The 13,556-nt window shown below is 67.2% G+C and carries 11 protein-coding genes; 2 read left to right on the forward strand and 9 right to left on the reverse strand.

Features of this window, described 5'->3' with window-relative positions; genetic code table 11:
- Positions 1–203: 203 nt before the first annotated feature.
- A complete protein-coding gene (locus tag HUN07_RS12345; RefSeq protein WP_174909946.1) occupies positions 204–866 on the forward strand; it encodes an ANTAR domain-containing protein in 663 nt (220 codons plus the stop codon).
- A gap of 131 nt (positions 867–997) precedes the next feature.
- Here HUN07_RS12345 and HUN07_RS12350 read toward each other — a convergent pair whose 3' ends face one another.
- From HUN07_RS12350 to HUN07_RS12390, 9 genes are all read right to left on the reverse strand, one after another.
- Positions 998–1,639 carry an MspA family porin gene (locus tag HUN07_RS12350; protein ID WP_174909948.1) on the reverse strand — a complete coding sequence of 214 codons (642 nt, stop codon included), beginning with the start codon at positions 1,637–1,639 and terminating at the stop codon, positions 998–1,000.
- A 67-nt stretch (positions 1,640–1,706) separates the two neighbouring features.
- Complete coding sequence (locus tag HUN07_RS12355) at positions 1,707–3,077, reverse strand: glycosyltransferase family 2 protein (protein ID WP_174909950.1); 1,371 nt, start codon at positions 3,075–3,077, stop codon at positions 1,707–1,709.
- Between the two features lie 49 nt (positions 3,078–3,126).
- The gene (locus HUN07_RS12360; RefSeq protein ID WP_217487198.1) at positions 3,127–3,882 is read right to left on the reverse strand and encodes a hypothetical protein; all 756 of its coding nucleotides are present in this window, start codon (positions 3,880–3,882) and stop codon (positions 3,127–3,129) included.
- Between the two features lie 117 nt (positions 3,883–3,999).
- The gene (locus HUN07_RS12365; protein ID WP_217487199.1) at positions 4,000–5,526 is read right to left on the reverse strand and encodes a polysaccharide deacetylase family protein; all 1,527 of its coding nucleotides are present in this window, start codon (positions 5,524–5,526) and stop codon (positions 4,000–4,002) included.
- Between the two features lie 107 nt (positions 5,527–5,633).
- On the reverse strand, positions 5,634–7,421 hold the full coding sequence (gene glmS / locus HUN07_RS12370) for a glutamine--fructose-6-phosphate transaminase (isomerizing) (RefSeq protein ID WP_174909954.1): 1,788 nt from the start codon (positions 7,419–7,421) through the stop codon (positions 5,634–5,636).
- 127 nt (positions 7,422–7,548) lie between these two features.
- Positions 7,549–8,571 (reverse strand): glycosyl hydrolase family 18 protein, encoded by a 1,023-nt coding sequence (locus HUN07_RS12375; RefSeq protein WP_174909956.1) that lies wholly within the window; start codon positions 8,569–8,571, stop codon positions 7,549–7,551.
- A gap of 38 nt (positions 8,572–8,609) precedes the next feature.
- Positions 8,610–9,605 (reverse strand): dTDP-glucose 4,6-dehydratase, encoded by a 996-nt coding sequence (locus HUN07_RS12380; RefSeq protein ID WP_174909958.1) that lies wholly within the window; start codon positions 9,603–9,605, stop codon positions 8,610–8,612.
- A 43-nt stretch (positions 9,606–9,648) separates the two neighbouring features.
- Complete coding sequence (locus HUN07_RS12385) at positions 9,649–10,947, reverse strand: nucleotide sugar dehydrogenase (protein ID WP_174909960.1); 1,299 nt, start codon at positions 10,945–10,947, stop codon at positions 9,649–9,651.
- 498 nt (positions 10,948–11,445) lie between these two features.
- Entirely contained in the window at positions 11,446–11,652 is a 207-nt protein-coding gene (locus HUN07_RS12390) for a hypothetical protein (protein WP_114722695.1), read from the reverse strand.
- A 104-nt stretch (positions 11,653–11,756) separates the two neighbouring features.
- Here HUN07_RS12390 and HUN07_RS12395 point away from each other — a divergent pair, with 104 nt between their 5' ends.
- The gene (locus HUN07_RS12395; RefSeq protein ID WP_174909962.1) at positions 11,757–13,463 is read left to right on the forward strand and encodes an alpha/beta hydrolase; all 1,707 of its coding nucleotides are present in this window, start codon (positions 11,757–11,759) and stop codon (positions 13,461–13,463) included.
- Positions 13,464–13,556 lie beyond the last annotated feature (93 nt).

A 13,556-nucleotide genomic window follows, 5' to 3' on the forward strand; every position in this document is an offset into this window, starting at 1 on the left:
ATCGGGACGGGGGAGAGGCTGTTGAGGCGGGGGCAGGAAACAGCTCGTTCGGATCTGTATCTCGAGGCTATTACGAATCGGCTGGAATGTGTGTGAGCGCCACTCCTGCGTGTGGGGGGCTGTCGGATCTTCCAATGTCGGGGTGTCTTATTCTCGAACAGGGGGGCTGTCGATTGTTTGATCAAGGTTGTTTTGTGGCCGTCGTGGAGAGATTCACGAAGCTGCAGGCGGCGTCATCCGAAACCGACCGTGTGCTGGCGGGTCTGGTCGATCTGGTTTCGGATCTGCTCGCCCTCGCCGGCGGCGGAGTCGTGGCCGATCTCGACGGGCTGCCGACTTCGGCGACCAGCAGGGGCGTTCCCCTCGACCGTCTGACTCAGTTGGTGTCGGACGGTCCGGGTGTAGATGCCATCGCCCGCGGGAGAGTTCTGCACATCGCGGCAGTCGATGATCACCGGGAGTCTTGGCCGCTGTTCGTCGCGGAGGCTCGACGATCGGGTGTGGCGGCGTTGGCGCTGTTCCCGCTCGTACACGACGGGCGCGCACTCGGTGTGCTCGTCCTGATTTCGGATCGGCCGCGGTGTTGGCTCGAGGACGAGATCTCCATGGTCGGCGTGCTGGCCGACATGGCGTCCGTCTACCTGGCCCAGAGGTCGGCGGTACGTCACTTCGAGCAGCTGTCCGGACAACTCGAACGGGCGCTGACGAGCCGCGTCGTCGTGGAGCAGGCCAAGGGGATCATCTCGAACGCCAACGGTATCGGCGTCGATGCCGCCTACCAGCTCATCCGGAGTCACGCCCGCTCGCACAATGCCACCGTGCGCACCGTCGCGGAAGCGATCGTGACTCTCGAGCTGCGCGTGTAACAGCTTCGATCCGCGGTCGCAGCTCCTCGGTGCCAATGGTTGCAGCCAACGCTGCTCGCCCGCACTGTCCGATGCGGGCGAGCAGCGCCAGCTGGAGCCGGCCGGAGCTGATCAGTGCTGGTCAGTGTTGGTCACAGGATGCGCGAGGTCCCGTACGTCGCGACCGAGTGGCTTCCCCGATCAGTGGTCACGGTGTAGACGGCGTACGGCCGAATCGTGACGTCACCGAGGCATCCGTCGATCTTCACGCGTGCCGCATCGAGCGACACGCCGGACTCCGGCCCGTACGACACCTGCTTGCCGAGTGGAACGTCCTGAGAGGTACCGAGCTTGGGGTTGATCAGGATCGATGGTCCGACACCGAAGTTCATGCCCAATCCGGGCGTGGGAAGGAACGTGATCGCCGGGCCGGCCAGCATCTCGATCGCGAGCTGCACGCCACCGGACACATCGACCGCGCAGCCGACCTGGTAGCCGACGTCGAGGTTGCCGCTTGTGATGTCCTGGGAACCGGCACCCGTTGCGGTGGCGACGGCCGAGATCGAGACGAGGCCCTCCCTCGAGGTCGGCATCTGTGTGAGACCCGGAACCGGTTCGACGACATCGTTCGCCAGCGTCACGGTCAACGTGCCGGCCGGGGTGGGCGCCGTTCGTTCGCTTGCCTCCGCGGCACCCGACGTGACGAGGGCCAACGCGGCCGCCAGGGGGAGGAGTGCGGCTGCCGACCAGGCGGCGGACCGACGAGGACGAGCGTGGATTGACACCGAGTTCATTGCGACATTCCTAACCTGTAGTGCGGATATGGGCGGTCGTGCGCTGTGCTCGCAGTGCCGGAGGTCGTCAGGCGATCTCGCCTCGGAACTGCTGCTCGTGTTGGTGGTCTCCGACCACGTGCAGTCGCGGTGGTGTGGTCTGTGTCGTCGTGGTCGCCGCTACGTCGTCGGCGGGTGGCTCAGATCGTGAACGCCTTGCGGGACTACGCCACACCCCGGAGTCTCGACTGCCCCACGCAAGCGGCAGTGTCCTCAAGCAGACCGCGGCATCGACGACACGCATGAGAGGGAAGGCGAGGGCGTACAGCAGGTAGTGGGGACGGCGGCTGATTACGGCGGCAAACACAGTCAGCACGAAGTCGGGAACCAGTACGCCGAGGAGTAGCGTCTGGGGTTGCAGCACCTGCGCCAGTTGCCAGGTTCCGATCCCGAGGTTCCCGACGACTTGTGCGGTGACCGAGAGAGCCAGTAGTGGTACGAGGAGCACGAACAGGATGCTGCTGGTGACCAATTCGGCGACGTATGCCGCCAGTGCCACCCAGAATCGGCCGGCGTGGAGCCGATGGCGACGCAGCGCCTGCCAGAACCCGAGGGTCCAGCGCCGGATCTGCTTGACGTAGTCGCGGAAACTGTCGGGATCCTGCGTGTAGGCAATTGCGGCGCGGGGATGGAAGGCGATGCGGCCCAGACGCTTTGCGTGGACCTCGAAGGTCATGTTGAAGTCCTCGATGACTAGTCCGGGAGCGCTCACATCGATGTGTTCCAGTGCCGACGTGCGGTACATGCTGGCGAAGCCGGGCACGATTGTCACGGCATCGGCCCAGCGTGCGGCCTGACCGTACTTGAGCAGGTACTGCACCGCGATGTACACCCGCTCGCGGTATGCCACCAGGAATCGACCCAGCCAGTTCGGCGGGTGCGGCGTGGCGATCGTGGTGGCCCGGCCCGCGACGGCGACCACTCCAGGCTCTGCGAGCTGGGCGAGTCCGGTGGTGAGGTAGTCCGGCGCCAGGTGGGTGTCCGCGTCGAGGAGCATCACCACCTCGAATCGTTCGCACAGGCCGAAGTGTTCGATTCCAGCGGCGAGCGCTCCGGCCTTGCCCCGGTTCGGGTTCAGCTCGAGGACCTGGGCTCCCGCCGCACGGCCGATGTCGGCAGTGCGATCGGACGATCCGTCGGAGATGACGAAGACGTTGGCTACGGGGACCAGCGAGCCTGCGGAGTCGATCGTCTCGGCTATCACCAGCTCTTCGTTGTGGGCCGCGACCAGAACCGCGACGTCGTCGGGAGTCAGCGGCGGCGGCCCGGGCCGGTCGACGGCCCGTCTTCCGCGCCGGCGGGTCCACCGGAACGTCAGCGCCCGTCCCACCCCGACAGACGTCCAGAAGAGAGTGTTGATCCCGAACGCGAGCAGCATGATCAAGACGAGTGTCGACATCGAAACCCCTTGCGCTGAAGGACGAGCGGATCGTGGAGGATGGAACCGGTCACTGCTGGACCCCGCTGGTGGTGATGATCGTGCGCCAGGGGCCCGGAGGGACGTCGTCCTCGTCGACGAACTGCCAGTCGACGCGGTCGTCCTGACCGTCGAGTTCGCGGAATCCCAGGCAGCCGTTCAGCGCCGGGGAGACGTCGAGTCCCGCACCGTCGAACTCGTTGTCGGCGGGTCTGCGATCGTCCGAGCCGAACACATAGTCGGCATCGTGGTAGTTCGCCGGACCGGCATCCTGAATCTGGCCGTAACACGTCTTGTCGCCACTGCTCAGGCGGACCCAGCGGTTCTTCATCAGGCTGAACGACGGATCCGAGACGTGCTCGCTGTAGGGCGAGGTGTCGGCCCAGGGAATCACCTCACCGCGCTGCGCGAAGGCGGTCTCGTCGTTGACGTCGTCGAATGGCAGATCGAGATAGAAGGGGTTCTCCCGCGGCGTCATGTTGCTGGGGAAGTACCCGTTGTCGGCGGTGCGGGGCTCCGTCCGGCAGTCCCCGTCCGCCGAGACGCCGTCGCACCCGCCGTAGCTCTCGAGCCAGTTCGCGTCGTACGCCGACATCACCTGGCTGCCGTCCTCGGCCGTGGGGTCGAAGATCTCGCCGACCCAGAACGTCGTCGCGACGATGTCGGTGTGCCACGGGTATTCGGCGGCATCGTCGGCATGGGCCGCGTCAGCCGCGCAACCCGTCACGGCGGCCGCACCTGCGACCGCTACCACTCCCAGCAACCTGGTGACGGTGTGGGGGGCCATGTGGTTCTCCTTCTGCTCGGATTTCCCTCGTCGTGCTGACAGCCGGTCCCCGCCAGGGGCCGACCGGTCCGAGATTCGACCCTCGGGCCGGTCGGCGGTGGTTGGTGGACGCCGGGACTAGTCCCCGAGCGGACCTGTGTCCGGCAGGAAGGTCTGACCGGGCTTCAGTTCATCCGGCCCCGGTACGTAGTGGAGCCGGGGCTCGATCGGCCCGCGCCGATCGATCCGGTCGGTGTCGGGGCTCGTCCTGATCCCGCGTTCCGGTGCCGCGACATCGCCCGGTGCTGCGGCGCCCGAGCCACCGCCGAGCGTCCAGGATCCCGTGGACGGCTGCACCGCGGTGTCGGTGAGCGAGTAGTCGTCGGTCTGCAGCTGGCCGTCACCGAACAGGTTGAGCCCGAAGCTGATTCCGGTCGCGCCGGCAGGAACCGCCGGCGTGGTCCACGTGGCCTCGGTATACTCGGCCGCGGTCTCGAACCAGGGGCTCGACGTCCAGTACGCCCACGTGCCGACCGCGGTCCGGTAGTACACCGCGAACTGCGTCGGGGCGGTGGACTTGTACCAGGCCGACAGCGCATAGGTGTGGCCGGGAACGGCTCCCGGTGAGCATTCACCGAGATCGAGTGCGGGCAACAGTTTGGCATCGCCGTCCACGTAGCCGGTCATCGACAAGCGCTCGGCAATGCTGCCGCCGTGTGCTTCGGGGACCGTGGCGAACGTCGGTGAATTGACGCCGTAGCCGCCCGCCATCCAGCAGGTGGGCAGTCCGTTGGCGCCGACCGTCTCGAGGCCGGGGTTCGGTGCTCCGTTGACGCCCGGGGCGGCGGCAGGCACGACGGGACCGGGTGCAGTCGGTGCGACCGCGCCGCCGATCACCTCACGCACGGTCTTGACCGTCGTGTTGGCGGTCGACCGTGCAGCGAGCCAACCAGCGAACTGATCGAGTAGTTCCGGTGAGACCGACAGGCCGCCCGGATCGCAGTTGCCGGCGCATACATGGTGGAAGGTCAACTGGATCCACCCGCCGCCGTTGTTCTCCGCGTTGGTGACGACATTCTGCAGGTCCGCGAGGGTCCAGGTGCTGTCCACCTGGTCCGGCGCCTGCGTGTAGAACGGGTTCTGGGGCGGAATAGCTTCGGCGCGGTCGCATCCCTGGCATCCGAATCGAGTCTCGATATCCCCGAGCCCGCGTGCACTGTTGTATCCGCACTGCCGCGCGATTGCCTCGGTCTCGGCGGACGCCGACGCAAACGGGTACGCGAACGAGGTGACGTCGAAACCCCAGCCGGTGAGGTTCACGCGGTCGTTGCAGATCTGTCTTGTTGCCTCGTCCCGTGACATCGAGGCGAGGTCCGGGTGCGTGACGGAATGACCGCCGATCTCGTGGCCTCCGGCTTCGATCCCGTGGAGATCGGCCTGCGTCATGTAGCCCGGCTGATCGATGTAGCCCGACGGGACGAAGAACGTCCCGCGCAGTCCGTTGGCCTGCAGTGTCTGGGCGGCCACGGTCGCATTCGCATTGCCGTCGTCGAACGTCAGGCTCACCACTGTGGGTGCTCCGGCGGCGCCGGCGGGCGCGCCGGCGCCGACCGAGATCAGGGTCGGGGCGAGGAGGAGGGCCAGGGCGCTGACCAGCCCCAGCATGCGGCGGCGCCGGGCGGGAGGTCGTTGAGGTCGTGGATGCCGGGATCCGGGACGGGCCGGGCATATCCAGTTGTGACTGTTCATACTGTGCCTTTCGGTTCGGCGGATCATTCGACGGTCACTGACTTGGCGAGATTGCGGGGCTTGTCGACGTCCCGGCCGAGCGCGAGGGCGAGCTCGCGCGCCAGCACCTGCATCGGAACGACTGATTCGAGCGGACCGCACGGTGCCGGTCCAGGGTGCAGCACCGGAACCGTGCTTCCCTCGATGCCGATGGTGATGATTCGCCCGCCGCGCGCCCGGACCTCGGCGATGTTCGCGGCGATGCGCGGGTCACCGTGGTCGACGACGACGACCGGGGTCCCCGACTCGATCACGGCCAGCGGCCCGTGCTTGAGTTCGCCGGCCGGATGGTGTTCCGCCCAGCGGTAGGTGAGTTCCTTGAGCTTCAGCGCGCCCTCGGCGGCGTAGGGCACACCGGCTCCGCGCCCGAGGAAAACGAATCCGGTCGATGTGGTCAGTTCGTCCACGATCGGCGGGATCAGCTGCTGCGCCGCCTCGGTCGCGGCCGCAAGTCGCGCGGGGATGCCGTTGAGAGACCGCATCAATCGAGAGGCGATGTCCGGAGCGAGTCGTTCGGTCGCCACCATTGCGGACATCATGAGCGCGACTCCCGATATGACCTGGCATACGAAAGTCTTCGTGGCCGCCACGCCGATCTCGGGACCGGCGGAACAGGACAGGACCGCGTCTGCGCGACGGGCGAGCGTCGAATGTGTGGAATTGGTCAACGCGAGCAGCGGTCCGTCGCCGGGGGCGTGGAGGTCCAGCGCGCGCAGGACGTCAGCGGTTTCGCCGGACTGGCTGATCGCGAGCGTGAGCGTGTTCGGGTCCGAGTGCTCTCGCAGCATTTCGCTGGCGACCGTTGCGGTGAACGGTATCGCGCCGGCCCCGCGCACGCAGTTGCCGATCACCTGGCCGGCGTGCAGCGAGGTGCCGCACGCGACGACGCGCAGTCGGTCGAAGTGGGGGAGGCCGAGCCCGGACCACAGCGATCCGTCGGCGACGCCGCCGCCGATCTGTGCGAGCAGGCGCGCGGCGACCTCCGGCTGCTCGGCGATCTCCTTGCTCATGAAGTCGGTGTGCCGGCCGAGACTGATGTCCGTGCGGTCCCACGCCTGCCGCCTGAGCGGCGGCGGTGAGCACCGCAGTCCGTGGTGGCTCCAGGTGAAGACGTCACCGAGTTCGACGACGTCCCCGTCGTCGAGAGTGCGGAACTCGTCGACCCAGTCCGCGATCGCGGCCGAGTCGCTCGTGGCGAAGGCACAACCTCTGGCGCGAGCGACCAGCAGGGGCGATCGGTTCGCGGCGGCGACGAGGCGGCCGGTGCCCTGCTCGAGGACCGCGAGCGCCCACGAACCGGAGAGCCGGTCCACCGTCTGCTGGACGGCTGTCAACAGGTCGCCCGAGACCGTGAGACAGTCCTCGATGAGGTGGGTCACCACCTCGCTGTCCACTTGGGATGCGAACTGATGTCCGGTCGCGCGGAGTTCCCGCTCCAGCTCCTCGGCATTGGTGATGATCCCGTTGTGCACCACTGCGATTCGACCGGTGCAGTCCAGGTGTGGGTGCGCGTTGGCCTCGTCGACGCCGCCGTGGGTGGCCCAGCGCGTGTGCCCGATCCCGAGTCCGTCGAGCTCGGGTCCGTTCCATCGCGTCACTTGCTGCTCGAGAGCGCCGATACGCCCGATCGTCCGTAGGCGGGCGATATCGCCGTCGTCGGTGCGGACGGCGACACCCACCGAGTCGTAGCCGCGGTATTCGAGCCGCTTCAGTGCCGGTAGTAGGTAGTCGAGGGCGGGACCATTGGTCCGGCAAGCGATAATTCCGCACATTGCTGATCCTTCGAAGCCAGAGGGAACGCGCCGGCGGGGCCGGTCGTATGACGAGATGTCGCCGGGTGCTCCGGCATCGAACCGCGGTCCGAAGCATCCGGGCTCCCGGACGGTGCCCGGCATGTGGTCACGGGCCGAGCCGCCAGATCGACGGGTCCTCCCCGCCGAGACGCCACAACGCGATGCCGGCGAGATCGTGACGCTGCGCGAGTGCGGATTTGGCCTCGACACTGCGAGCGTTCTCGAACCACACCTCGTGGGTGATCCCGTCCACGACATAGGTGAAGTGGGTGGACAGGCTGGTCTCGTCCCAATGCATCGGCGACCGGTGCACCTCCGCGACCGACATCACCTCGGCCCACGTGAGCGGTGTTGCCGCCGAGCCGACCCAGTCGTAGCCGTAGAGCCCGACTCCGAGAACGAGCTTCTCCCGCGGAATCCTGGTGACGGCATAGCGGATCACCTCCTCGACCCAGTCGTACGGGGCGATGGGCCCCGCTGTGCTCGTCGCCCAGTGCCGGTCGTACGCCATCACGATCACTCTGTCGGCGCCCGCGGCGATCGCGGCGTAGTCCTGGGCCTCGTTGTGCGGTCCGTAGCCCGTATCGTTCGGCTTGGCGTGAACTGCGACGTAGAGCACCCGGTCGATCCGGTGCAGCGCGTCGCCCAATTCGCGGACGAAGGTGGAGAAGCTGTCACGATCGGCGGCCGACAGGTTCTCGTAGTCGATCTGGACGCCGTCGAAGCCGTACTCTTCGACGAGGCCGGTGAGTGCCTCGACATGGGCGCGGCGCAATGCCGGATCGAGCAGGACCTTCGCTATGGTCTCGCGGTCCCATCGACCGTCGGTCGTGTTCGTGATCGTGGGAATCGTCCGAATACTGCTGTCGCCCGAATGCGTGCCAAGCTCGGAATCGGCGTCCGGCCTCGTACCCTCGGCCACCGTCGGCGTGCCGTCCGCGGACACCGAGTACGACCAGGGAGAGGCGACGTCGATGTAGCGGGCGTACGTGCGCATCGAGGTCAGCGCGGCGCTTCGGTCCCAGTACGGAATCGCCCCGATCACCAGCGGTAACTGGGGTAGATCGACCACCCGCGCGTCCGCATGGAGTTGCGAGAGCGCGGCCGTCGCGGCCAGTGCGACGGTCATGCACGTCCGTGGACGATCCCGCAGAGTGATTCGGGGGGTCATCGGCGCGCGCCCACCGCTCGTCCGGCCGTGCCCGTGTCCGGCAGTGCAGCGGCGACGCGGGCGATGATCTCGTCCACGGCGGTGACAGGCTCGAAGCCCACCAGCTCGCGGGCGGCCCGGTTGTCCGGAACCCTGCGCCGCATGTCCTCGTATCCCGCTGCGTACGCCTGCTCGTACGGCACCAGGGAAATCGAGCTGTCGGAGCCGAGTACCTCGACCACCCGCTCGGCCAGCTCGATGATCGAGATCTCCTGCGCTCCACCGAGGTTGAAGGCTCGGCCGTATGCTGCGGGCTCGCCGGCAATCGCGACGATCGCCGGTACGACGTCCTCGACGAACGAGAAGCATCGCGTCTGACGGCCATCCCCGAAGACCGTGAGTGGGTCGCCTCGCAGGGCTTGTCCGACCAGTGTCGGGACCACCATCCCGTATCGGCCGGTTTGGCGCGGGCCGACCGTGTTGAACAATCGAACTGTCGCCACTCGTAGTCCGAACTCGCGCCAGTACGCGTGTGCGAACGCCTCGTCGATTCCCTTCGCCGCTGCGTACGTCCATCGGGCGGTGAGCGGTGAGCCCAGGATGCGATCGGCATCCTCGGACAGTGCATCGGCGGTGTTCTTCCCGTAGATCTCACTGGTCGACGCGAGCAGCAGGACCGATCCTGCGTCGAGGCACGCGTCGAGGACGGTCTCGGTGCCGTGGATGTTCGTGCGCAAACTCTCCAGCGGACGGTCGACGATCAACCGGACGCCGACGGCCGCCGCGAGATGGAACACCCGGTCCGCGCCGCCGATCGCGCTGTCGACGGCGTCGCGGTCGAGGATCGAGCCTTCGATGAAGCGGAATCCGTCGGCGCCCGATACGGATTCGAGGTTGGCAAGTCTGCCGGTCGAGAGGTCGTCGAGCACCACGACCTCGTCGCCCTGCCGCAGTAGGTATTCGACCAGGTGACTGCCGATGAAGCCTGCCCCTCCGGTCACTGTGGTTCTCATCGTGCGCAATCCCTTTCGTTCGCCGGGGTTTCGGGCTCGTTCGCTACAGGGCGACGCGGCGCGGGAGGCGATCCAGTCGATAGGTGGTGTCGAGGACCGCCGGCGCCGTGGCCAGCCAGTCGAGATCGACGACGTCGTGTGCGGTGTGCACGATCACGAGATCGGCCTCGAACCGTCCCGGGTCCGCTACATCGGTGAGCACCGTGCCGTCGGACAGAGTCAGGATGGGGAAGTTCGGATCGTGGTACGCCACCGCGGCGCCCATCTCGAGGAGGGCGGCGATGATCTCCAGTGCCGGCGATTCCCTCAGATCCTCGACATTGGGCTTGTAGGCGACTCCGACGACGAGGACTCGGGCACCGACGATCCCGCAGCCCTGCTCGGAGAGCGTCTGCCGGGCGCGTTCGGCGACCTGGTGAGGCCGGGCCGCGATGCCGGTCATGGCCTGTTCGATCAGTGGCGTGCTCAGCCGCTTCTTGCGCAACTGCCACAGCAGGTAGTGCGGGTCGCAGGGGATGCAGTGCCCACCGACTCCCGGCCCGGGGAAGAAGGGCATGAATCCGTAGGGCTTGGTCGCGGCGGCATTGATCACGTCCATCACGTCGAGACGCAGCGATCGGCAGATCTCTGCGAACTCGTTCGCGAGCGCAATGTTGACGGCTCGGAAAGTGTTCTCCACGAGCTTTGTCATCTCGGCGGCGTCGGTCGATTCGACGCCGTGGACATTCTTCGTACAGCGGTGCAGTACCGCGGTCGCGGCCTCGGTGCACGATGCCGTTGTGCCCCCGACGACGCGCGGAACCTCCTCGTGGGGGAACCGTTCGTTTCCGGGGTCGATCCGCTCCGGGCTGAAGGCGACGAACACGTCGGTTCCGACCCTCAACCCCTTCGCGCTCAACTCGGTGGCGAGCAGATCGCGTGTGCTGCCCACGTACGTCGTGGAGGTGAGGATGAGGACCTGGCCGGGTACGGCATGCTCGACGACGGACTTGCATGCCCTGCGAAGGATGCCGAGCTCGGGGGTGAGGTGCTCGTCGACCGGGGTCGGGACACACACGATCACCGTGGCGGCGTCGGAAAGGCGCGCGATCTCGCCGGTCGTCGCGTATCCCGGGTCCTCCAGCGCGTCCGCGAGTCGACGACGGTCCGCGTCGACGAGATCGGCGCGTTGTCGGCGGACGATGTCGAGCCGATTCTCGCTGATGTCGATGCCGAGTACCCTGCAACCGGCGGCGTGGAACGCCAGTGAAGTCGGAAGCCCGACATACCCCAGTCCGATGATCGCCACATCGAACGCGAACCCCTTTCGGGTCGCGGACGCAGCGCCTTCGAGTAGTTCCATTCCGATCGTGTCAGTGTGGTCGGGCTTCGTATCCCTCAATAGCATGGCGGTACCCCTTACGGAGAAGTCGTGGGTGCTCGGGCTGCGGCGAATCGGCCGGCGCGTGGTGATCCAAGACCGCCGCCGACCCGATCAGGTGCTGGTGAAGGATCAGATCATCTTGTCGCACAATGTTTTTCGTGCCTATTAGAGATCTGGTTCCAGTCTCGCCGATCGGTCCGACGCTGGACTGATCGAGGCGCTGGTCCGAGAATGCAAAGCCGCCGGTTTGCTGGGGTGGCCCGTGAGATGCCCTGTCCTGCCGGGGTGCTGGGGCAGTGGGGTCGAGTCGAAAGTTACCTCGAGCAAGTTCGCTTTCGCGCTGTAATCGCAAAAATATGATTCGCGAGAATCGGCGTGGCGCACGAAATTTGGGGCGAACCCGTGGTATGGGACGCCTGGGTCGATGTTCCGGTATGTGCGGTGACGTCTACCTGCGTCGAAACCGGGGTGCTCGTGCTATTCGGCGAGTTCGGCGATCGCCTGGGCCCAGCGGAAGAACTTGTTGGTGCCGAGATCCCGGACAGTGCTGATCCCGAAGGCCGCCCGTAGGTGCTCGGCATCGGACTCGCTCAAGCCGCGTAGGGCGGTGACCGGCGCATCGGCCAGGTCGTCGACGGGCCGGGACTCGAATGCCTTGTCGAACTTGCTTGCGATGCCGGACATGTCTGCCTCCAGGGGCGCAACAGGGATGACCCGTAGTTCCGGTGTACACGCCGCGGGATGGCCGGTCCAGCGCTCGTTGCATCGTCGCGCATATCGTTCCGCGCATGACAACCGCCCCCGAGCGAGCCCCCGAAGGCGTCGCCGATCCTGTACAGCCGGCGACCCGACGGTTCTGGACCCAACTGCGCGGCTGTGTGCGTCGCTCGAATCCGGTGGGCCTGGCCGTCGCTCTCGTGTTCTTCACCTGGTCGATGAGCCCGTCGCTGCTCCCGCGCGCCTGGTATCTCCAAGGGCTGGCCACCGGCATCTCGGTCGCGCTCGGGTACGGCGTCGGCTGCTTCGCGGCGTGGATCGTGCGCTCGTGCGGCGTCGAGCCGGCGTGGTCGGCGCGGACGCGCCGGATCGGGTGGTGGATTCTCGGAGTCGCCGCGGTGATCCTCGTTCCGGTGTTCCTCGTGCTCGGGGCGGTGTGGCAGAACTACGTTCGCGATCTCGTCGGCCTGGAACACACCAACCAGGGGAACATCCTGCTCGTGTTCCTCATCGCAGTCGCGGTGTGGTTCGTGCTCCTCGAGGCAGGGCGCGGTATCCGGAAGGGGACGCGCAAACTCACCGACCTGGCCCGACGGCTGGTGCCCCGGCCCGCGGCGAACGTGGCGGGCCTGCTGGTGGCCGTCGTGATCGCCGTCCTGGTCGTCAACGGTGCGCTCTACAAGGGCCTGATCGCGTTCGCCAACTGGAGCTTCTCGGGCGCCGACACCGCGACTGCGGAGGGGGTCGAGGAACCGACAGTGCCCGAGCGGAGCGGATCGCCGGCGTCCGCCCAGGCGTGGGACACCCTGGGGCAGGAGGGCCGCACCTTCGTGGGCCGCGGCCCCGGCGCGGACCGGATCACCGAGGTGACGGGGCGGCCCGCGAAGGAGCCGATCCGGGTCTATGCCGGCCGTGAATCGGCCGACTCCGTCGCCGGCGTCGCCGATCTCGTCGTCGCCGAACTCGATCGCACCAAGGCGTGGGAACGAAGAGTGCTCGCGGTCAACACCACGACCGGCCGGGGCTGGGTGAACCAGAACGTCGCATCGTCGCTGGAGTACATCGAAGCCGGCGACACGGCGATCGCGTCGATGCAGTATTCCTTCCTGCCGAGCCCGTTGGCCTTCATCGCCGACCGGGAGACCCCACAGGTGGCCGGTCGGGCCCTGTTCAACGCCGTGTTCGCGCGCTGGATCGACCTGCCCGTCGAGACCCGGCCCAAGCTTGTCGTGTTCGGGGAGAGTCTCGGTTCGTACGGCGGCCAGAACGCGTTCGCGGGCTATCAGGACATGGCGACCCGGGTGGACGGTGCCCTGTGGGTGGGGACGCCGAACTTCACGCCGCAGTGGCGGGAGGTGACCGCGGACCGCGACCCGGGATCCCCGGAGATCCTTCCGATCGTCGAGGACGGGAGGTCGGTCCGGTTCGCGTCCGAGCCCGGCGACCTGGACCTCGACGCCGAGTGGGGTCCGCGGCGGGTCGTGTACTGGCAGCACGCGAGCGACCCGATCGTGTGGTGGTCGCCGTCGCTGCTGTTCAACGAGCCGGACTGGTTGCGTGAACCGCGTGGACGCGACGTCGATCCCAACATGTCCTGGCTGCCGCTGGTCACCTTCTGGCAGGTGACGCTCGACATGATCTTCTCCGCGGACGTCCCGGCAGGCCACGGGCACTCGTACGGTCCGGAGGCCGCCGGCATGTGGGCCCGGATCCTGCAGCCCGACGGCTGGTCCGACGCCGACACCGAACGGGTGGAGGCGGCGCTGACCGGTGGCTGAGCTGCTCCTTCGGGTCCGTAGAATCCCGGAGTGAACCTTCTTCCGGCACCGCCGGGATTCGATGCTCCGGGAGCCGCCCTCGTGAACACCTCG

The organism is Rhodococcus sp. W8901 (genome assembly GCF_013348805.1).
GTDB lineage: Bacteria > Actinomycetota > Actinomycetes > Mycobacteriales > Mycobacteriaceae > Prescottella.